General features: G+C 64.7%; 21 protein-coding genes and 2 riboswitches. Of the genes, 17 read left to right on the forward strand and 4 right to left on the reverse strand.

Features of this window, described 5'->3' with window-relative positions; translation table 11 throughout:
* Positions 1-4: 4 nt before the first annotated feature.
* Positions 5-1429 carry an HNH endonuclease gene (locus tag ACSU1G_RS11160; RefSeq protein WP_439280017.1) on the reverse strand — a complete coding sequence of 475 codons (1425 nt, stop codon included), beginning with the start codon at positions 1427-1429 and terminating at the stop codon, positions 5-7.
* A gap of 59 nt (positions 1430-1488) precedes the next feature.
* On the opposite strand from ACSU1G_RS11160, the gene ACSU1G_RS11165 reads away from it, so the two are divergent.
* From ACSU1G_RS11165 to ACSU1G_RS11180, 4 genes are all read left to right on the forward strand, one after another.
* Positions 1489-1647 (forward strand): hypothetical protein, encoded by a 159-nt coding sequence (locus ACSU1G_RS11165; protein ID WP_439280018.1) that lies wholly within the window; start codon positions 1489-1491, stop codon positions 1645-1647.
* A 56-nt stretch (positions 1648-1703) separates the two neighbouring features.
* A riboswitch (SAM riboswitch) is annotated at positions 1704-1821 on the forward strand.
* A 31-nt stretch (positions 1822-1852) separates the two neighbouring features.
* A complete protein-coding gene (locus ACSU1G_RS11170; protein WP_439280019.1) occupies positions 1853-2239 on the forward strand; it encodes a hypothetical protein in 387 nt (128 codons plus the stop codon).
* 87 nt (positions 2240-2326) lie between these two features.
* Positions 2327-2785: a nucleotidyltransferase domain-containing protein gene (locus ACSU1G_RS11175; RefSeq protein ID WP_439280020.1), complete on the forward strand. Its 459-nt coding sequence runs from the start codon at positions 2327-2329 to the stop codon at positions 2783-2785.
* The gene (locus ACSU1G_RS11180; RefSeq protein ID WP_439280021.1) at positions 2782-3123 is read left to right on the forward strand and encodes a HepT-like ribonuclease domain-containing protein; all 342 of its coding nucleotides are present in this window, start codon (positions 2782-2784) and stop codon (positions 3121-3123) included. The genes ACSU1G_RS11175 and ACSU1G_RS11180 overlap by 4 nt, the downstream gene beginning before the upstream one ends.
* Positions 3124-3195: 72 nt before the next feature.
* On the opposite strand, the gene ACSU1G_RS11185 is transcribed toward ACSU1G_RS11180, so the two are convergent.
* On the reverse strand, positions 3196-3804 hold the full coding sequence (locus ACSU1G_RS11185; RefSeq protein WP_439280022.1) for a hypothetical protein: 609 nt from the start codon (positions 3802-3804) through the stop codon (positions 3196-3198).
* 52 nt (positions 3805-3856) lie between these two features.
* Positions 3857-3973: riboswitch (SAM riboswitch) on the reverse strand.
* Between the two features lie 66 nt (positions 3974-4039).
* Here ACSU1G_RS11185 and ACSU1G_RS11190 point away from each other — a divergent pair.
* From ACSU1G_RS11190 to ACSU1G_RS11210, 5 genes are all read left to right on the forward strand, one after another.
* A complete protein-coding gene (locus tag ACSU1G_RS11190) occupies positions 4040-5032 on the forward strand; it encodes a PfkB family carbohydrate kinase (RefSeq protein ID WP_439280023.1) in 993 nt (330 codons plus the stop codon).
* Between the two features lie 207 nt (positions 5033-5239).
* Positions 5240-6445 carry an MFS transporter gene (locus ACSU1G_RS11195; RefSeq protein ID WP_439280024.1) on the forward strand — a complete coding sequence of 402 codons (1206 nt, stop codon included), beginning with the start codon at positions 5240-5242 and terminating at the stop codon, positions 6443-6445.
* Between the two features lie 297 nt (positions 6446-6742).
* The gene (locus ACSU1G_RS11200; RefSeq protein WP_439280025.1) at positions 6743-6976 is read left to right on the forward strand and encodes an HNH endonuclease; all 234 of its coding nucleotides are present in this window, start codon (positions 6743-6745) and stop codon (positions 6974-6976) included.
* Positions 6977-7050: 74 nt separating this feature from the next.
* Entirely contained in the window at positions 7051-7635 is a 585-nt protein-coding gene (locus tag ACSU1G_RS11205) for a PadR family transcriptional regulator (protein ID WP_439280026.1), read from the forward strand.
* A 39-nt stretch (positions 7636-7674) separates the two neighbouring features.
* Entirely contained in the window at positions 7675-9363 is a 1689-nt protein-coding gene (locus tag ACSU1G_RS11210; RefSeq protein WP_439280027.1) for an ABC1 kinase family protein, read from the forward strand.
* Between the two features lie 60 nt (positions 9364-9423).
* Here the strand turns inward: ACSU1G_RS11210 and ACSU1G_RS11215 are convergent, their stop codons facing one another.
* Entirely contained in the window at positions 9424-9909 is a 486-nt protein-coding gene (locus tag ACSU1G_RS11215) for a single-stranded DNA-binding protein (RefSeq protein ID WP_439280028.1), read from the reverse strand.
* Between the two features lie 191 nt (positions 9910-10100).
* Here ACSU1G_RS11215 and ACSU1G_RS11220 point away from each other — a divergent pair, with 191 nt between their 5' ends.
* The 3 genes from ACSU1G_RS11220 (at position 10101) to ACSU1G_RS11230 (ending at position 12199) form a co-directional block, all read left to right on the forward strand.
* A complete protein-coding gene (locus ACSU1G_RS11220; protein ID WP_439280029.1) occupies positions 10101-10754 on the forward strand; it encodes a TetR family transcriptional regulator in 654 nt (217 codons plus the stop codon).
* 67 nt (positions 10755-10821) lie between these two features.
* Positions 10822-11217 carry an ArsR/SmtB family transcription factor gene (locus ACSU1G_RS11225; RefSeq protein ID WP_439280030.1) on the forward strand — a complete coding sequence of 132 codons (396 nt, stop codon included), beginning with the start codon at positions 10822-10824 and terminating at the stop codon, positions 11215-11217.
* 1 nt (position 11218) lies between these two features.
* Positions 11219-12199, forward strand: coding sequence for an SRPBCC family protein (locus ACSU1G_RS11230; RefSeq protein WP_439280031.1), 981 nt, complete (start codon positions 11219-11221; stop codon positions 12197-12199).
* A gap of 18 nt (positions 12200-12217) precedes the next feature.
* On the opposite strand, the gene ACSU1G_RS11235 is transcribed toward ACSU1G_RS11230, so the two are convergent.
* The gene (locus ACSU1G_RS11235; protein WP_439280032.1) at positions 12218-13999 is read right to left on the reverse strand and encodes a bifunctional sugar phosphate isomerase/epimerase/4-hydroxyphenylpyruvate dioxygenase family protein; all 1782 of its coding nucleotides are present in this window, start codon (positions 13997-13999) and stop codon (positions 12218-12220) included.
* 109 nt (positions 14000-14108) lie between these two features.
* Here ACSU1G_RS11235 and ACSU1G_RS11240 point away from each other — a divergent pair, with 109 nt between their 5' ends.
* Genes ACSU1G_RS11240 through ACSU1G_RS11260 form a run of 5 tightly spaced genes read left to right on the forward strand, consistent with a single transcriptional unit; the run spans position 14109 to position 18963 of the window.
* Positions 14109-14657: a TRAP transporter small permease gene (locus ACSU1G_RS11240; RefSeq protein ID WP_439280033.1), complete on the forward strand. Its 549-nt coding sequence runs from the start codon at positions 14109-14111 to the stop codon at positions 14655-14657.
* Positions 14654-15928: a TRAP transporter large permease gene (locus ACSU1G_RS11245; protein WP_439280034.1), complete on the forward strand. Its 1275-nt coding sequence runs from the start codon at positions 14654-14656 to the stop codon at positions 15926-15928. The genes ACSU1G_RS11240 and ACSU1G_RS11245 overlap by 4 nt, the downstream gene beginning before the upstream one ends.
* Positions 15925-16929 carry a shikimate dehydrogenase gene (locus tag ACSU1G_RS11250; protein ID WP_439280035.1) on the forward strand — a complete coding sequence of 335 codons (1005 nt, stop codon included), beginning with the start codon at positions 15925-15927 and terminating at the stop codon, positions 16927-16929. The genes ACSU1G_RS11245 and ACSU1G_RS11250 overlap by 4 nt, the downstream gene beginning before the upstream one ends.
* 2 nt (positions 16930-16931) lie before the next feature.
* Positions 16932-17978 (forward strand): DctP family TRAP transporter solute-binding subunit, encoded by a 1047-nt coding sequence (locus ACSU1G_RS11255; RefSeq protein WP_439280036.1) that lies wholly within the window; start codon positions 16932-16934, stop codon positions 17976-17978.
* A gap of 10 nt (positions 17979-17988) precedes the next feature.
* The gene (locus ACSU1G_RS11260) at positions 17989-18963 is read left to right on the forward strand and encodes a phosphotriesterase family protein (RefSeq protein ID WP_439280037.1); all 975 of its coding nucleotides are present in this window, start codon (positions 17989-17991) and stop codon (positions 18961-18963) included.
* The last annotated feature ends 17 nt before the right edge of the window (positions 18964-18980 follow it).

Consider the following 18980-nt stretch of genomic DNA (forward strand, 5'->3'; position numbering starts at 1 on the left):
GCGCTCAGTATCCCAGCTCCACGCGCCTGGCCAGTTTTGCGGGGTCAGGCGGTGCGACTGAGGGCTTGAAGATCTCCACGTCGTCAATCTTGGAGAGTTCCAACTTCAAGATCGGGTCTCCCTCGATCTTGTCCCATCGCACCGCAGTCCGGCCTTCTGGAGTGATGGCCAGAAAGCCCGCGTCGAACGCGCGGTCTACGAAGGTCGAGAGGCAGATCCCGTTGCTCGGGTCGAGACGGATCTGCTGATCCTCGCTCCACGGCACGATGTGCGATGCCACAAGAAATGCACGAGTCTTGATGCCCGTCACCGCGCATTCCCAGCCGTAATTGTTCTTGACGGCTTTTGCGAAAACCGCTTGCGCACTGCCGCGGGACTTTGCCGTGCTGTGTTTGTCTTCGACAGCGTACGAGCGAGCGTCAAGCTGCTTTTGATATGTCGCGACCATCTGTGGATCCGTGTCGGCGGCTTCAGCTACTTGGTCGTCCTGCACCGGCCGCGAGCGGTTGGGAGTGAATGAGAAGTCTCCCTCGCCGTCAAAGTAGACCGTGTGCGCGACTCGTTGATGCACCCAACGCGTGCGATCTGAGAGCTGAGGTGCACCCTCGAAGACGCCAAGGAAGGTATAGAACCGAGGCCCGGCTGCCGGCTTGGCGTGCCCGAATGTGATCACGTACTCGCGGATGGGGTCGGTCTCCATGACGCCGCCGTACTTACCGCCTTGAATATGCTGCATCGTGATCACCTCGCCGTCGTCAGACAAAATGTTGCTCCAGTCGCCGTTCGGGTACATCTTGGGAAACCAGACTTCCGTTGACTCGTCTAGCTGGAATGTTGCGGTCTGGTGGCCTTTGTAACTACGGCCGAAAAGCTTGGCGACTTCAAGGTGAGTGCGAAACGGGATCGGGTCGCGGGCGGAAAGCTCGCCCGTCGCGATGAGTTCGTCGAGCCAGGCGTCCGAGGTAGCATCTGCTCCTTGTGCGCGTCGCCGCAGCGCCACCTCCGGCGGGAGCATCGGTGTGCCGCCATCGGCTGGCATGTCTGTTGCGAACGCCGCATAGCAAAGCAGTCGGTGTTCGGCTGCTAGCTGTTCGACGTCGCTGGTGCTGCTCGGCGTTACGGCCTTGGGCGCGCGCATGTAGCCATCGCCGATAGTGCCATCCCCACGAACGCATAGTGAGGTGAGAGGGGGCTCGTTCGCATCCGCAGCTCGTTGGGCCGCGATCTCGAGAACGCCACCAATCCAGTTCTGCATGAGCATGCCGGTGGTGAGGCCAGTTTCCTCATGGAGCACCGTCCTCAAACCTGCGTAGCTGATGACCTTGTTGTAAGTTCCGGCAACTCTCTTGAGTTCTTCATATGCAACGGCTGCCCACTGCTGAAGCGCCTCGGAATGTGGAACTTCGGTTCCGTCGTTGCGTTGCGCCATGCGTAATCGCTCCCCCTGCTCGTCGTCGAGTGGTTGAGGCGCGTTGTCAAGAATCCTGCGTGCCTCAAGATGAGAGTAATGGGTCGCAGCGGTACGGCGTCGGTGGCGAGTGCGGGGACTCGCGCCAAGCGCTGTTTGTCGATCCCTGGGGCGACAGCGGTCTCGCCAGCAGTTCACGCGCAGCCCGCGCCGGAGCATCCGAGGTGATGGTCGCCTAGAGCACTATCACCCCCCAGGGATGAATGTCGGACCCGATTGCTACAGTCGTTTTCGCGTTCAAGAGTCGCGGCCACAGGTACCTGGCCGACCGCGCGGCAACCCGAGTCCATCGACTTCCGGGTGCCCCAGGGGAAGAACGGGCGCCGCGAGATCTCGTGTCGCAAGTTTCGATGGAGGCGTGCCCTCCTGAGAGGGGCTGAACTCATGAGTGGTCAGCTTTACAAGGAAGTACGCACGAAGAAGCAGCTGAACGAACTGCTGCACTACGGGCATTCGCTTCCTGTCCGAAGGGGCTACACGGACGAGTACGTCCGGGAGCATTACCCGGATTGGACGTGGAACGCGCTCGTTCGAGTGCTCACGGCGGCTGGCGTCTACGTCGGAAGGGGAGGGTCGCCGCCGTGCTGCGACGATCGCGTGGTTCGTGTGCACTTCGACAGCGAGCAGGCATGGCGCGTCGAGTGGGATGACGGCACCAACACGGTGGGACCCGCAGTGCCGGGAACGACCGCGCCGGATGCTGCACGCGGGCGTGAAACGATCGCGTTCGACATCGGAACAGGACTGAGGCTGGAGGATCTCGGGATCTGAGTGAAGCTGTGGTGGGCGGACAGAAGTTTGCCCACCACAGCACCCCGAAAATATGTACAATTTCATGTACATCTTCTGGAGGTGCGCATGGAAGTCATCTCAGTCGCAGACGCGCGGTCCGGCCTGTCGGCGCTCATCGCCGGTTTTCGCGAGACTCCGGATGCTGCTCCCGTCACGGTCGGATCTCATCGACGGCCAGAGGTAGTGCTGCTCTCGCTGGAGGCATACCGCAAGCTCTCGGCCCAGTCGGAGCCAGTGGTCTCGCTTGAACGACTCCGGTATCTGAAGCCGGTGATCGAGCGGCTTGCTCAGAGCGCGAACCTCGGATCGGTCCAGGTCTACGGATCCGTTGCCAGGGGTGAGCAGACGGTCAGGAGTGATCTCGACCTGCTCGTGACCTCGGCGCCCGACGCGACCCTCTTCGATATCGCGCAGTTCGAGATGGACATGGAAGTACTCGTCGGCGTTCCTGTATCTGCGCTGTCGATCGCATCCCTTGACGACGAGCGCGACGCGACGATCCTTCGCGAAGCCATGCCGTTGTGAACGAGGTGGACCGCATCCAGCGCTGTCTCGATGAGCTGCGTTCTGCGTTCGACACTGCAGCGAACCTGGTCGAACGAGGACGCGACGCCTACGACTCTGATCTAGCTGTGCCGCTTGCGTTCGAGGCGCTGTCCAACCGCATCGGCGATCTCGTGAGGCGTCTCGTGGCGGCCGATTCCGAGCGCTTCTCCGCCTCGATCTGGCGGCAGGCCGCGCGTCATCGTGACTACGTGGTGCATCACTGCGACCGACTGGATGCCGAACTCCTTTGGCGCACGGTGACCGAGAGCTTCCCCGAACTGGCGGCGCTCGTTCGGGCGGAGCAGCAAACAGGCTGAGTCACCAGCCCACGAATGGAACCTGAGCTGCCACGGCGGGCCGACTCGCGTCAGCCCGCCGCAGCATCCGATTCAGTGCGTCACGTCAGCCGGCGAGAACGTCGACCTGCCGAGAGCCTCCTGCGCGTGCCGATACGTCGCGGGCATGAACCCGGCAGCTTCCAGGTCGGCGGCGCGCTGGGCGTATCCGAACCCGTCCGGGATCAGCCCCGCCTCGAGTTCGGACGTGCGCTCTGCCCGCAATTGCGACCCCGGATGCACGAACCCGCGCGGCTCGTACTGATAGAGGTTCCAGCACCACGCGATCGCGCGGCCCCGAGTGAATCCGGCCCAGTCGCCGCGTTCGACCGGCACATCGGCATCCGAAGCCGACAGCGCGCTGCGCACGTTCGCCCATCCTCGTTCGCGGCGCTGGTGGGCCTCGTCTTGCACTGTGGCTTTGGTCGCCTCCTCGATAGCGGCGAGCTCTGCCGCGACCTGCTCGACGGTGAGGACTGAGTCGCCCTCAGCGGTTGCACGGGTGAACCCTGACGGCTGCAGTGAGCTCAGGTATTCGCGGCGTGCGGATTGGAGGCGACGCTCGTTGCTGCTGGCTGCGGGGTCGCTGCTGTCGTGGAGACCGAGTTGGCGCCACCACAGATCTCGTGAGTGATCGGCATGGACAAAGGTGGTTTCGCTCATCAGAGCATCCCTTCGTGGGAAGGGCTCGCGCAATCTCCACAGACGAAGCGAACCCATCGACTTGCCCGAACGCGTTTGCGTCGGACCGGTTCTTCCCCTGGGGCACCCCGCTCGATGGAGGAGGGTTGCCGTGCAGCCGGCCAGGTACCTGTGGCTGCAACTCTTGAACCTGAAATGGACTGTAGCAGGGAGCGGAGACATCACCGCACCTGCGCCCCCTGGATAGGCTGTCCGCATGCGCACCCGTGCCGAGATCAATGACGAGCAAAACAGGCAGCACCCACCACGAGTGATCCACACTGGGCAAGCGCTGGTCGATCTGGTCATCGAAGTGCCTGACCTTCCCGCGCGCGGACAGAACGTGATGGCCGACTCCGTCGCGCAGTACGCGGGTGGCGCGGTCACAGTGCTGCTCGCGGCAGCCCGGCTGGGCGCACAGTGCGTGCACGCCGGATCGCTCGGCACCGGTCCGCACGGCGATCTGATCCGCGAGGCACTGGATGCCGACGGCATCGCAGCATCCGCCCCGCAGGTCGCCACGCAGGACACCGGTGTGTGCGTCGTGCTGGTCGAACCGACGGCAGAGCGAACCTTCGTCACGACGCTCGGCGCCGAGCGCGACATCACCGTCGACTCCCTTGCGAGTGCCGACGTCCAGCCCGGCGACCTCGTCTGCGTCACTGGATACTCCCTCGCCGTCGCGCAGACCCGCGAGCCGCTGCTGGCCTGGTTGGTGTCCCTTCCCGAGGCTGCGGTCGTCGTCCTTGACCCTGGGGCGGCGTTCGCCGCGCTGCCCGCCGACGCGCGCGACACGATGCTCGCCCGCACCGACGTGTGGACCAGCAACGCAGAGGAGGCGACCGACCTGCTGGCTGCGCTGTCTGTTCCGGTCGAAGCATCCGAACGCGAGATCGTGGCGCAAGCCCGGGAGCTTGCTCCGCTGATGCGCGCCGGAGCGGTTGCCATCGTGCGCGACGGCGGCGAAGGGTGCGCGGTGCATGCGCACGGCGAGACCACCTACGTGCCGGGCTTTCCGCAGACCCCCGTCGATACCAATGGCGCCGGTGATACCCACACCGGCGCGCTGATGGCCGGCATCGCCGACAGCTCGACGTGGGTGGATGCTTGCCGACATGCCAACGCGGCAGCCGCGATCAAAGTCACCCGTCGTGGACCGACGACGGCTCCGACCGCAGCCGAGGTCGAGGAGTTTCTCCGCGACCGGTGAATCCACCTCAAGGTGAAAACGGCGAGGTGAACGTCGGGGACCGGCGGGGTCGGCGGCCGCGCCGTCGGGTTGGCGCCACCGCCGGCGATGGGGGAATGGAAACCTGGCTGAAACGCGCGATTTAGCCGGGAAATCCTTCCCGCGACAGGCGTGGATCGCGCGGTCAGCGTCGCCACCCGGCATCCGTCCACACCTACGCTGGTGCATATGTCTTCTTTGACCGCCGTCAGCCCGGCCGTGCGCCGCGCCCGCATCGGCGTCGCGCTGCTGTTCCTCACCAACGGCGCGCTGTTCGCGAACATCCTGCCGCGCTATCCCGAGATCAAAGCCTCGCTCGGACTCGACGCCGCCACCTACGGACTCGCGATCGCGGCATTCCCCGCCGGCGCGATCATCGCGGGACTCGGTGCCGCGGTGCTCATCCGCAGCTTCGGTTCGGCGAAGGTTGCGGTGATCGGCACCATTCTGACCAGCCTGGGCCTGCTCGGCGCGGGCATTGCACCTTCCGTTATCTTCTTCGCACTCGGTCTCCTCCTCGGCGGGGCAGCGGATGCCATCACTGACGTCGCCCAGAACGCACACAGTCTGCGCGTGCAGCGTGGCTACGGGCGTTCGATCATCAACTCCTTCCACGCGATCTGGTCGATCGGCGCGGTGCTCGGCGGATCGATGTCGGCTCTGGCGATCGCGTTGGCGCTGCCACTCGGCATCCATCTGACGATCTCTGCCGTCGTGTTCTGCGCCGTCTCGCTCATCGCGCTGCGAATGTGTCTGCCCGGCCGTGATGATGTCGTCGAAGAGGAGGCGATCGCCGGCGGCTCGGAGATCGGCGGCGCGCTGCGTCTCGGCATCTCCGGAAAGACGGTCGCCGTCATGGGTGCGCTCGTGCTGATCGCGATCGCTGGCGCCGTGGTCGAGGATGCCGGAATGTCCTGGGCGACCCTCTACCTCGGTGCCGATCTCGGCGCCCCCGCGGCGATCGCCACCACCGGATATATTGCCCTCGTCGGCGCCCAGTTCATCGGCCGGATAATCGGCGACGGCATGGTCGACCGCTTCGGCCAGCGCACGGTCGCCCGCTTTGGCGGAATCCTCATCGCTGTCGGCATGGGGCTGGCCTTGGCGTTCCCGAGCATTCCGGGCACGATCCTGGGATTTGCGGTGGCAGGGTTCGGCTCAGCGACGCTGATCCCGGCAGCCATGCAGGTCGCCGACTCGCTGCCGGGCCTGCGGCACGGCGCCGGCCTCACGATCGTGTCGTGGCTGCTGCGTCTCGGCTTCCTGTTGTCGCCGCCGTTCGTCGGGTTCGTGGCCGACAATGCCGGGTTGCGCGCGGGACTGCTCGTCGTGCCGATCGCCGGTGTCGTCGCGATCGTGTTCGCGGGGGTGCTGGAGGCGCGCCGCAGGCCGTGACGCGGGTGGCGCGGGTGGCCTGTGCCGCGCCGCGGGCGATGTCACGGGAAGAAAAACCCGGCTTGTGCGCGAGTTTGAGCTGTGTTTTCCTTCCCGCCACGGGCGTGGATCGCGATGGCTCGCACAGCAGCACATCCACTTTCTTGCCTCTAAAGGCTCGACCTTTTCCCTGGGTGCTCGGTGGCGACAGTGAGATCCTCGACTGGGGGTCGGGAGAAGCGTCTATTCACTCGAGCTCAGCGACTTGCGCTCGTCGAACGTGATGGTGGGTGCGCCATGTGTGCGCTCCCACCCGAAATGGTCAAAGTGCATCACATTCGCTGGTGGAAACGACACCACGGACGAACCGACCTGTCGAACGGAATCCTGCTGTGCGAAACCTGCCATCACCGCATTCATGACAATGGCTGGGGGATACGCGTCGACGGGGCGGGCACTGCTGCGCACGTCTGGTTCATCCCGCCGTCGTATGTCGACCCCGCACAGACGCCACGGCTCGGTGGTCGAGCGCGATTCGACATCGCGGCATGAGTGCCGGGGCTTCCCTAACGATACTGAACGATATATCGTTAACGTCCATCGTTCCCACGATCGAGGAGGTCAACATGAACGGTTCGTTCCCGACAGGCGGATTCAGCGGCGCGGCAGGTTTTGGCGGTCCGGGTGGTTCCGGTGGCCCGGCATCTATGATTTTCGAGGCCATGGACCAGCTCCGCAAATCATTCGAACAGCGCCCCGGTGGTTCTTCGCGCATGGCGCGCGGCGACGTGCGTGTGGCGGTCATCACGCTTCTGACCGAAGAGCCCATGCACGGCTACCAAATCATCAACGAGATCGCCGAGCGCTCCGGCGGTGCCTGGAAGCCGAGTGCCGGTTCCGTTTATCCGACCCTGCAGTTGCTTGCGGACGAGGGCCTCATCACCGCCGAGGAGCAGAACGGTCGCAAGACGTACTCGCTCACCGGAACCGGACGTGAAGAAGCAGAGATCGCCGCGGAAAAGCCGGCCCCGTGGGAGGCGTTCTCCTCTCGTGACGGCGCACACATCACGGCATTGCCGAAGGCCGGGATGGATCTCGCCGGTGCCGCCGCTCAGGTAGCCCGCACCGGTTCGCCCGAACAGGTGCAGGAAGCGGTGACCGTGCTCGAGGAGGCCCGACGTAGGCTGTACGCGATCCTTGCTCAGGACTGACACCACGCCTGAAACCAGGAGCCGCGAAAGGATGACTCGATGACGGATGCCGCGGGTCAGGGTGCCCATCGCGCCCGTTATCGCCGGATCCTTGGGTTCGCTGCTCGGCAGCTCACGCAGCTCTGGTGGTTCGAGCTCTTTCTTCCGCGGATCGGGCTCTCGCGGATCGCGGAGCGCACCCGCGCTGACCGGATGCGACGCCTCGCGCAGCGCTTCCACATTCTCGCCGTCGACCTCGGCGGGCTGATGATCAAGGTCGGCCAGTTCCTCTCTTCCCGCATGGATGTGCTGCCTCCCGAGATCACGGAAGAACTCGCTGGCCTGCAGGACGAAGTCCCCGCGGTGCCCTTCGTCGAGATCCGAACACTCGCCGAGGCGGAGCTGGGTGTGCCACTGGAGCGTGCGTTCGCATGGGTTGACGAGCAGCCGCTGGCCGCGGCATCCCTCGGCCAGGTGCATCGCGCGCACCTCTCCGAACTTGACGCCGCCGACACCGGGTTTCAGCACGTCGTCGTGAAAGTACAGCGCCCCGGTATCGAAGAGATCGTCGCGACAGATCTCGCGGCCCTCCGCCGTGTCGCGGGCTGGCTGCGTCGCATCCGCCTCGTTTCCAACCGTGTCGATGCGCCCGCCCTCGTTGAGGAGTTCGCGCAGACGAGCCTCGAGGAGATCGACTATCTGCACGAGGCCGCCAACGCCGAACGGTTCGCCGAGAACTTCGCGGACGACCCGCGAATCGATACTCCGGAGATCATCTGGGAGCGCGTGACGCGCCGAGTGCTCACGCTCTCCGATGTCACCGCGATCAAGATCAACGACACGGCCGCACTCCGCGCAGCCGGCATCGACCCGAGCGAGGTCGCGAGTGTCTTCGCCGAGGTCATGTTCGACCAGGTCTTCACGCATAGCTTCGTGCACGCCGACCCGCACCCCGGCAACATCTTCGTCACGCCGATTCCAAAGCGAGCGGATGCCGCCGGCCCCACCTGGCGACTGACGTTCATCGACTTCGGGATGATGGCCGAGGTGCCCGACAATCTGCGCGACGGACTGCGCACGCTGCTCATTGCCGTCGCGGGCCGCGATAGCAAGGGGCTGGTGGCTGCCGCCCAGGCGATTGGCGTGCTGCTTCCGTCTGCCGATACTGCCGAGCTCGAACGCGCACTGACCGCGTTGTTCGCCCGCTTCGGAGGGATGGGCTTCGCTGAGCTGAGCAAGGTCGATCCGCGCGAGTTCCGCGACTTCGCTAACGAGTTCGGCGACATGGTGCGCTCGCTGCCGGTGCAGCTGCCGGAGAACATGCTGCTGCTCTTCCGTTCGGTCGCGCTGACCTCGGGAATGTGCAGCGGACTGGACCCTGCCTTCAACGTCTGGGATGCCGCGGAACCCTACGCCGCGCGCTTGCTCCGCGACGAGGCAGGCAACATCGTGCAGGAGTTCGCCCGCCGCGCGCTCACGACCGCCGATGTCACGTGGCGGCTACCGCAACGCATCGACAACGTCATCACCCGCATCGATGACGGAACGGTGACGTTCGACACCTCCCGCCTGGAACGACGCCTCGACTCGCTCATGCGGATCGGTCGCCGTGCAGTCGCTGCCGTGCTGTTCGCAGGACTACTCGTCGGAGGAGCGCTGCTGCTCGCGCCGTTGCCGGCGCTCGGAACCGCGCTCATGGTCGTGTCGGCGGTGCCGCTGCTGTACGCGGCGTTCGCCGGGCGGCGCTGAGTCGGACGGTACCGAGCAGGACGGTACCGAGCAGGACGGTACCGAGCAGGACGGTACCGATCAGAACGGCGTCTCGTCCGATACCGACCATTCCGCATTAGGAGTCGACCACGAATCGGTCGCGGCTGCCGCCGGAGCGGTAGAAGCAGGTGCCGCTGGCACCGGCGCCGCACTGCCGCCCGATCGATCGCCGCGGGCGACCTGTGCGGTCGCGTACTTGAGCGACGGGCCGATCTCGTCGATCTGCAACTCCATGCTCACGCGGCTGTTGCCCTCGCGGTCTTGATAGCTGCGCTGCTGCAGTCGTCCCGATGCGATCACTCGGCTGCCCTTGGTCAGCGATGCGGTGATGTTGGTCGCGAGATCGCGCCACGCGGAGCAGCGCATAAACAGCGCTTCGCCGTCTTTCCACTCGTTCGCCTGACGGTCGAACGAGCGCGGCGTGCTGGCAATTGTGAAGCTTGCGACCGCGACCCCGGACTGCGTCTGGCGCAGCTCGGGCTCGGCGGTGAGGTTTCCCACGATGGTGAGGACTGTCTCATTCATGTTGTTCACTCCGGTTCCGTATGTTCTTCATCTCGTGTCGAGACCGTCTCATCGGTGAGACGTGATCACTGTAGAGCGAGCATCCGACATTCGCGCCTCGAATCGAGCGCCACCCGCGCACGTGTCGCCGAGTCGCACGGGGCCGACAGGTGCGATGATCGTTGGGAGTTGAGGGTTAGGTCGGGGTGAGAATGAGTGCATCGGATACGCGGCACGCGATTGCTGAGGCAGCGGCGCAGGAGATTCTCGCGCGCGGGTACGCAGGGGCATCTCTGTCGGCGATCGCCGCGAGGCTGAACCTGACCAAGGGTGCGCTGGTGCACCATTTCCCCGCCAAGTCCACTTTCGCGAGTCACCTCGTGGGAGTCGTGCGCGCGGCCACCCAACAGGCGATCGATTTCTCCACGAGCGCGTACCCGGACTCCGGGTCCCGCCGCCTGATCCTCTACTTCATGCTCATGAGTCGATGGCGGGCGCACGAAGCGCAGTACGCCGCGGGGATGAGTCTCTTCTCCGACAAGGCATCGCCAGCATTCGAATCCGGTGACGTCATCGACAGTTGGCTGGCGCTCAGCATCGATGCGCTTGAGGCCTCACGGAAGTGCGGTGAGATCGTCACGGACATCTCCACGCAGGAGGCCGCAGAGCTCTTCCTCGTCACGAACCTGGGCGCGCAGATCTTCAGCCGGTACGTACGTGCGGATCTTCCGGGGGCGGCGCCGTTGCGGTTCGTGCTGTTGTCGCTGCGCGTCGTCGGGGATGCTGACGTGGACGTGCACGCCGAGGAAGTGCTCGCCCGTTTCGAGGGCAAGCTGCCCGATCTCGCAGCCGGCATTCTCGCGTAGCGCACGGGGGTTTCCGGATCAAGGATCCTCTTGACACGGCATCCACCTCGTCGTAATGTACAACCAAATGGTTGCACAACATGAATTGAGCGAAGCGGAGGTCGACCGTGTGTTCCACGCACTGGCGGCATCCACCCGGCGTGACATCCTGCGCCGAACGATCGAGCGGGAGCACTCTGTCTCCACGCTGGCGTCCGAGTATGAGATGTCGTTCGCGGCAGTGCAGAAGCATGTCGCCGTGCTCGAAGCCGCGCACCTCATCATCAAACGTGCTGAGGGACGCGAGCGGCTCGTCCGCGCGAACCCTGAAATGATCGCGCGCGCTCGGGCGCTCCTAGCCCGCTACGAAGAGCTGTGGCGCACCCGCATCTCCCGCCTCGACGACCTGTTGGCGTCCGAAGCACCGAACTCCTCGAACACCTCTGATCCATCCGACCCAGATTCACCGAAGAGAAGGAACTGAAATGCCTGTCACCGACATCAGCACAGACGCTGAGAACCGCACTATGACTCTCATCGCTGACTTTGCGGCCCCGGTCGAACGCCTCTGGAAGGCATTCACCGATCCGAGCCAGCTCGACCGCTTCTGGGGTCCTCCCGGATGGCCGTCGACTTTCCACCAGTTCGACTTCACCGTCGGCGGCAAGGCGGTCTATTACATGACCAGCCCGCAAGGCGAACGCTCCGGCGGATCGTGGGAGTTCCTGAACATTCTCGAACCTCACGGATTCGAGGTCATCGACGCCTTCGTCGACGCCGAGGGCAATCCGCTCGAAGGCTTCCCGTCGATGCGCATGTCGTTCGCCTTCGAGTCGACCGCCGACGGCAGCCGCATGATCAACACCACCCACTTCGACTCTGCCGAAGCGTTGGAACAGGTCGTCGCGATGGGCGCCGTCGAGGGTTCGCGCATGGCGATGAACCAGCTGGATGCCGTGCTGCAAGACCTGCGCGAATACGCCCAAGGCAAGGGCACGCGTGTCGAGTTGCTCGACGACACGCACGTGCGCATCACTCGTCTCGTCGACGGTCCGCGCGACCTCGTCTGGCGTGCCCATCACGAACCCGAACTGATGAAGCAGTGGCTGCTCGGGCCCGACGGCTGGGAGATGACGGAGTGCGTCATCGCGACCGCGCCCGGCGACGCGCACCGCACATCCTGGGCGCCGGTCGGCGACACCGAGGGTGAGGCATTCGGGTTCGAGGGCGAGGCTGTGCTCGTTGACGCACCGAGCCGCGAGGTGAGTACCGAGCGGATGCAGGGCATGGAAGGTCCTGGAACGGTGAACGACCTGAACCTCTACGAAGAGGACGGCGCGACGCTCATCACTCTGTTGATCGAATACCCCGACAAGGAGATGCGCGACATGATCCTCGCCACCGGCATGACCGACGGAATGGAAACGTCGTACGCGCGGCTGGAGAGCGCCCTGCTTACGGTGTGAGTTGCGGGGCGAATGCGCCTACCGCCCCATCGCCCGCTGGGCGGCGAGTCGGATCGGCGCATTCGCGCCCCCGTAACCGTCGTACTCTCCACGTCGCTCGACCACCTCGAAGAACACGTCACCAATCGTGCGTGTGTAGAAGTGGATGAATTCCCCCGCGGAATCCCGGTCGTAGAGCAGATCCAGCTCGCGCAGCGAGGAGAGCAGTTCTTCCGAAAGGCCGAACCGCGCTGACAGATCGTCGTAGTAGTTCGCCGGAATCCGCAGATGATCGATGCCCCGCTCGCGCGCACGCCGCGCGACTGTGAAGACGTCATCCGTCCTGACCGCGATGTGTCGCGCGGGCGTCGGCGCCGTGGGAGGCGCCAGGTTGATCGGCAGACGCACGATGCCGTCCGGCGTACGCATCACCTGGCTACGAATCAGCCCGCGCGGGCCGGGCACATCGGCGGGCGGTTCGGCTCGCAGCGACAGCACGCTCGACATGAACAGCACCGCCTCATCGAAGTCCTGCCAGGCGTACGCGAGGTTGATGTGGTCGATGTCGCCGACCAGCGGGTTCACTGCGCCGGTGCCGCCATCGAACTCCTGCAGCCACGACTCCGCGATGGGCAGCGAGCTCCAAAACACCTGCGTTCCATCGGGAGCAGCGACGCCACGCAGCTCTTGCTCGCCTTCATACGTCCGACGGAATATAGCGGTAGAGCCCAGTGCGATCGCGCGTTCGACAGCGGCCTCGGCGTCTGCCACCTGCAGTCCGATTCCCGACAATCGTGGCTCATCATGGCGCACCTGCTCGTTGAGGATCACGCGTGCAGAACCGGCGCTCCACAGACGGACGGGCTTGGTCCGGTGGCGTCCCTCGAAAGCAAACCCGAGCTGGGCGAGCAACTCATCGACCTCGGCGAGATCCGCTCCGGCGACCTCCACGAAATCGAGGCCACTCGCCTCTGACGCGTCGCCCAGGCGCCCGTCGCTCCAGTCGTTCGCGGCTGCCGTGCGGTCGGCCAGCCACACCAGCGACCGCTGCGCATGCGCGGCCGTGCGCACTGTGTCGGTCTGGCGATAGGTGTCATTGAACACCTCGAGCGACCACGGACCGGTGTAACCGGCGCGCACAACATGCGTCATGAACTTCACCAGATCGAAGTCGCCCTCGCCAGGGAACAGCCGGTGGTGGCGGCTCCAACTGAGCACGTCCATGTCGAGAGTCGGAGCATCCGCCAGCTGCAGGAAGAAGATCTTCTCGGCATCGATCTCCTCGATCCCGGCCGGGTCATGCCCGAGCGAGAGAATGTGGAAACTGTCGAGGCAGATCCCGAGGTTGGGCCGATCGGCCTTCTTCACAATCGACCAGGTGCGTCGGTAGTCATCGACGTACTTTCCCCAGGCCAGCGCCTCATATGCAAGCCGAATGCCGTGCACCGCTGCCCTGTCGGCCAGCTCGCCCAACTGCCGCGCTGCCACTTCGTCATCGTCGATCGTGGCCGTGCCGACGTTGCTGCAGACCAACATCAGATCGGTGCCGAGGCGCTTCATGATTTGGAACTTCGCCTCGGCCCGCCTCAGTGTGTCGGCGAAGACGTCATCTGCCACGCCCTCCACGTCGCGGAATGGCTGGAACATGTCGATCCGCAGTCCGAGTCGGTCACAGAGTGCGCGGATCTCCTCTGGTGACTCGGGCGCGGCGATGAGATCGGCATCCATGATCTCGACGCCATCGAAGCCAGCTTCGGCGCAGGCGTGGAGTTTGTCGACGAGTCCGCCGGATAGGCAGACGGAAGCGATTGAGGTGAGCATGGCAGTGAACGTACCAGTTTGTACATTAATTTCCCAGGGGTGTTGCCTAATCAATGTACTAACCGGTACATTCGGTTCTGCATCACTCAACTCGAGGGACAAAGGCGTCGTGACTCAAGAACATCAACCCCAACGCACCGGCACTCTGCGCCGCATCGCGCGTGTCATCACCGGCATAGAACTCACCATCGGCGCTGTCGCCGTCATGGTCATCCTCGTCCTGGTGTTCTACCAGGCACTGCAGCGATATCTGCCGATCGAAAGCATCGCGTGGACAGGTGAGCTCTCCCGCTTCGCCCTGCTCTGGGCGACCTTCTCCGCGATGGGCATACTCGTCACGAGCCACGGCCACATCGCTCTCGAACTCGTCGACTCGATCCGCAACCCCATGGTGGTGCGCATCATCCAGGTGTTCGCACTCCTGGTCGTCGCCGCTGCCGGTTTCGGGCTCAGCCTCGAAGCGTGGGCGCTCGTAGAGACTCAGGGAATCGTGAAGTCACCCGTGCTGCGCATCCCGATGTCGTGGGTCTACGTCCCCGTACTCATCGGCACCATCAGCACCACGATTCGCGCGCTCATATCCGCCGCCGATATTGCAATGCACGGCCCCGTGGCCGCCGTTGTTGAGGAAGACCTTCCGGAGGCTGCAGGACTATGACTCTTCTTTTCCTCGCCCTCGCGATCGCGCTTCTTCTGGCGCTGCGCGTACCGGTGCCCTTCGCTTTCCTCGGCCCATCCCTGGTCTATATGGCCATCGAAGGACAGTCGGTCGGCATGGCGCTACGTACCGTCACGAACGCCGCCAGCAGCTTCCCGCTGCTCGCCGTGCCGCTGTTCATCTTCCTCGGCGCTCTTGCCAATCACGCCGGCATCGCCGACCGCCTCTTCCGCTTCGCACAGGAGGGGCTCGCGAACATCCGCGGCAACCTCGGGTACGTCGCCGTCGGCACCAGCGTCGGCTTCTCCTGGATGAGCGGATCCGCAGTCGCGGATGCTGCAGCCCTTGGCAAGGTGCAGATCCCCGCCATGATCCGCGCCGGCTACGGCCGCCGCTTCGCCACAGGCGTCTCCGCGACGTCCTCCCTCATCGCGCCGGTCATGCCGCCGAGCATCCCCGCGGTGATCTACGCCGGACTCGCCGCCGCGTCGACCGGAGCGCTGTTCGCGGCATCCGTCATCCCCGCCTTACTCATGGCCATCGGCATGTGCATCGTCGTCTGGGTGCTTGTGCGGCGCATGCCGAACGTCAAGAAGGGCACCTTCAATAAGGCGGAGTTCCTCGACTCGACGAAGGGCGTCATCCTGCCGTTGCTCGCGCCGTTCATCATTCTGGGCGGCATCCTCGGTGGCTTCTTCACTCCGACCGAAGCGGCAGCCGTCGGCGTCGTCTACATCATCTTCGTCGGCCTGGTGCAGCGCTCGCTGAGTATGAAGAGCTTCATCAAGGCGCTCACCGAGACCGTCACCATCACGGCATCGATCATGATCATCGTGGCTTCTGCGTCGCTGCTCGGTTACATCCTCGCTCTCGAGCGGCTGCCACAGATGCTCACCGAGTTGGTGTTCGCGATCACTGACAGCCCGACCATCTTCCTCATCCTCGTGGCGGTGATGATGCTGATCCTCGGCACCGTCATCGATGCGACTGCGATCCTGGTGCTCACCGTGCCCATCATCCTGCCGATCGCGAACCAGATCGGCGTCGATCCGATCGTGCTCGGCGTGCTGATGATCCTGTCGCTCATGATCGGCCTACTCACTCCGCCGGTCGGCACAGTGCTGTTCGTCACCGCCGCGGTGTCGAAAACGCGCATCGGCGAGGTGTTCCGTGGCTCGCTACCGTTCATCCTTCCGCTGCTCGTTATCTGTGTGCTGATCATCGCGTTCCCGAATGCTGTGATGTGGCTGCCGGAGGTGCTGGGTCTATGACGCTCGCTCCCTCCGCGACACTCGTCGCCGCTCGTCGGCGGGCCGTGCTCATCGGCCTGATCGGCGAGGGAGTATCCCCATCGCTCACGCCAGCCATGCACGAGTACGAAGGTGCGCGGCACGGAATGCACTACGTGTATCGCACGATTGATCTCGCCCCGAACGAGGGCACGACCGCCTCGCTCAGTGCGCTGCTCGCCGCTGCTCGCCGCCTCGGATACGACGGGCTGAACATCACGCATCCGATCAAGCAGGCGATCGTACCGCTGCTCGACGAGCTGACCGAAAGTGCACGTGCCGTCGGTGCGGTGAACACGGTCGTATTTACGGATGCCGGAACCGTTGGCCACAACACCGACGTGTCGGGTTTCGATGCCGCATTGAAGGATGCCTTTGGCACGGAGCGGCTCGGACGGGTCGTGCTGCTCGGCACCGGTGGTGCAGGCTCCGCCGTCGCGACGGCGCTGGCGCAGCATCCGATTGATGAGCTTGTGCTGATCGATCAGGTGACAGAGCGTGCAGAGGCGCTCGCCGCACAGGTCAGAGCGCTGGGCGGTGTGAACGAGAGCGGTGTGAATGTGAGCCGCCCGAACGTGCGCGCAGCCGGTGTCGACGAGTTGGCGCAGCTGGTGGGCGATGCCGATCTGATCGTGAACGCGACGCCAACTGGCATGGCTGCTCATCCAGGAGCACCGTTCGACGTCGCGTTGCTGCCCGACAGTATTCGCGTCGCCGACATCGTCTACCGTCCCGTCGACACCGCGCTGCTGCAGGCGGCCAGCGCCAGGGGCATCCGCACCATGTCCGGGCTCGGCATGGCCATGCACCAGGCAGCCGACGCCTTCGAGATCTTCACCGGGGAGCGCGCAGACCGCAAGGCCATGCTCGCCGACCTGAATGACTTGGTCGCCGCTGAGGCGACCACGACCCCCGCCACCGTGACATCGACACGCGTGGCACCAGAAACAGCACCAAAGACAGCACCAGAAAGAGGAGAATAACCATGAATGCATCACGCACTCGGCGAACAATGTGGCTCGCCCTGATCGCGGCACCGGCAATGATGCTGGTCGCCTGCTCCGGCGCAGGAGACAGCACGACCGGATCCGACACTGGCGATGGTGGCGGCGATGCCGCCACCGTACAGAAACTCACACTCGCCCACAGCTACAACGAGGACCAGCCGCAGCACCGCTGTGGCGCACAGATCATTGCCGATGAGGTCGCTGCCGCTGACGTGGGACTCGAGATCGAGATCTTCCCGTCCAGCCAGCTCGGTGGTGACGCTGATCGCATTGCCTCGGTCGCGTCCGGTGACATCGACATCGATATCCAGGGCGCTTCGGCACTCGGTGCCGTCTACGAACCGATCAGCGCGCTCGACGCCGCCTACGCGTTCGACGACCCCGACCACCTCGCCGCTTTCATGGCGAGCGACGCATCCGATACCGTCACCGCGGCCTTCGAAGAGGCAGCCGGCGTGCACACGCTTGGTGCATGGTCGGCGGGTGCCCGCCAGTTCACCGCGAACAAGGCGATCCGCACGCCGGCGGATCTCGAGGGTCTGCGGATGCGCTTCCCCGGTTCGCCGCAGTTCCTCATGAACGCCAAGGCGCTCGGCGCTGAGGCAACCGAGGTCGCCTACGAAGAGCTCTACCTCGCTCTGCAGCAGGGCACAGTCGACGGCCAGGAAAACCCGATCACCAACATCGTGGCCTCGAACCTGAAAGAGGTTCAGGACTACGTCAGCATGAGCTCGCACCAGCTGAACACCAACTTGGTGATCATGAGCCCGATCTGGAACGACCTGAGCAGCGAGCAGCAGGATGCCCTGACCGCCGCAACCGAGAAGGCCGTCGCCGAGGTCACCACCTGCGTCGCCGAAGACGAGGAGGCCCTCCTCGAGGAATGGCGCACCGGTGATGACTGGGAGGTCGTCGAGGACGTCGACCGCGATGCATTCAGTGAGAAGGCCGAGGAATACCTCTCCGGCGTTCTGACCGGCGACTCGCTCACGGTGTACGAGGCCATTCGCTCCACCTCGGAGTGACTCTTCCTGCATGACGCGTTCGGTCCCCACGTTCACGGGGTCGGTGAGCGCAGATGAACTCGGGATGACTCTCATCCACGAGCACATCTTCGTCACCGACCCCGAGCTCGACCTCAATATGCCTCATCCGGAATGGGATGAACAGGCGATGATCGAGCGTGCCGTGGAGCTTCTATCGGAGCTGTACGAACAGGGCGTGCGCACGGTCGTCGATCTCACCGTCATCGGGCTGGGCCGCGATGTGCGCCGCGTCGCGAAGGTCGCGGCCCGGGTGCCGGTGCAGATCGTGGCCGCGACCGGATGCTACGCCGCAGAAGTTCTTCCGCCGTTCTTCCGGCTGAACGGGCCGGGGCTTGTCGTCGACGGCCCCGACCCGCTCATCGACCTCTTCATCGGCGACATCGAACAGGGCATCGCCGGTACCTCGGTGCGGGCAGGCATGATCAAGATCGCCTCGGATGCCGCGGGCCTGACCCCCGACGCCACGCGAGTATTCGCGGCTGCCGCTGCGGCACACCTGCGCACCGGTGTTCCGATCACGACGCATTCGCATGCGGCATCTCGCGGCGGATCGGCGCAGCAGGACGCACTGGAGCGCCTGGGCGTGCCGCTGGATCGAGTGGTGATCGGGCACAGCGGCGACTCGACCGACATCTCCTACCTGCGCGGCCTCGCCGATCGCGGGTCGTTCCTGGGCTTTGACCGGTTCGGGATGGAGCACGTCGCACGCGATGCGGATCGGGTGCGGATGCTGCTGCAACTGCTAGACGCCGGGTATGCCGCCCGCATCGTGCTGTCGCATGACGCCGCTGTCTTCAGTAGAGTGACGCCGCCGTCATGGCGCGCCGCCCACGTACCGTCCTGGCACATGTCGCACCTGTTCGACACGGTGCTGCCGCAACTGCGCGCGGGCGGGGTCGATGACGCCACACTGCAGCAGTTGATGGTGGTGAATCCGCGGCGGGTGCTGACGGGTGCGACATGATGTGTGCACAGCGAACT

Source organism: Microbacterium sp. A93 (assembly GCF_051842835.1).

Excerpts from the sequence above, each read along its gene's own strand:
- ACSU1G_RS11160 (WP_439280017.1), bottom strand. The coding sequence starts at position 1,429 with ATGGCGCAACGCAACGACGGAACCGAAGTTCCACATTCCGAGGCGCTT.
- ACSU1G_RS11230 (WP_439280031.1), top strand. The coding sequence starts at position 11,219 with ATGCCTGTCACCGACATCAGCACAGACGCTGAGAACCGCACTATGACT.
- ACSU1G_RS11215 (WP_439280028.1), bottom strand. The coding sequence starts at position 9,909 with ATGAATGAGACAGTCCTCACCATCGTGGGAAACCTCACCGCCGAGCCC.
- ACSU1G_RS11250 (WP_439280035.1), top strand. The coding sequence starts at position 15,925 with ATGACGCTCGCTCCCTCCGCGACACTCGTCGCCGCTCGTCGGCGGGCC.
- ACSU1G_RS11235 (WP_439280032.1), bottom strand. The coding sequence starts at position 13,999 with ATGCTCACCTCAATCGCTTCCGTCTGCCTATCCGGCGGACTCGTCGAC.
- ACSU1G_RS11260 (WP_439280037.1), top strand. The coding sequence starts at position 17,989 with ATGACGCGTTCGGTCCCCACGTTCACGGGGTCGGTGAGCGCAGATGAA.
- ACSU1G_RS11195 (WP_439280024.1), top strand. The coding sequence starts at position 5,240 with ATGTCTTCTTTGACCGCCGTCAGCCCGGCCGTGCGCCGCGCCCGCATC.
- ACSU1G_RS11170 (WP_439280019.1), top strand. The coding sequence starts at position 1,853 with ATGAGTGGTCAGCTTTACAAGGAAGTACGCACGAAGAAGCAGCTGAAC.
- ACSU1G_RS11255 (WP_439280036.1), top strand. The coding sequence starts at position 16,932 with ATGAATGCATCACGCACTCGGCGAACAATGTGGCTCGCCCTGATCGCG.
- ACSU1G_RS11185 (WP_439280022.1), bottom strand. The coding sequence starts at position 3,804 with ATGAGCGAAACCACCTTTGTCCATGCCGATCACTCACGAGATCTGTGG.
- ACSU1G_RS11225 (WP_439280030.1), top strand. The coding sequence starts at position 10,822 with ATGGTTGCACAACATGAATTGAGCGAAGCGGAGGTCGACCGTGTGTTC.
- ACSU1G_RS11175 (WP_439280020.1), top strand. The coding sequence starts at position 2,327 with ATGGAAGTCATCTCAGTCGCAGACGCGCGGTCCGGCCTGTCGGCGCTC.
- ACSU1G_RS11200 (WP_439280025.1), top strand. The coding sequence starts at position 6,743 with ATGGTCAAAGTGCATCACATTCGCTGGTGGAAACGACACCACGGACGA.
- ACSU1G_RS11210 (WP_439280027.1), top strand. The coding sequence starts at position 7,675 with ATGACGGATGCCGCGGGTCAGGGTGCCCATCGCGCCCGTTATCGCCGG.
- ACSU1G_RS11220 (WP_439280029.1), top strand. The coding sequence starts at position 10,101 with ATGAGTGCATCGGATACGCGGCACGCGATTGCTGAGGCAGCGGCGCAG.
- ACSU1G_RS11205 (WP_439280026.1), top strand. The coding sequence starts at position 7,051 with ATGAACGGTTCGTTCCCGACAGGCGGATTCAGCGGCGCGGCAGGTTTT.
- ACSU1G_RS11190 (WP_439280023.1), top strand. The coding sequence starts at position 4,040 with ATGCGCACCCGTGCCGAGATCAATGACGAGCAAAACAGGCAGCACCCA.
- ACSU1G_RS11245 (WP_439280034.1), top strand. The coding sequence starts at position 14,654 with ATGACTCTTCTTTTCCTCGCCCTCGCGATCGCGCTTCTTCTGGCGCTG.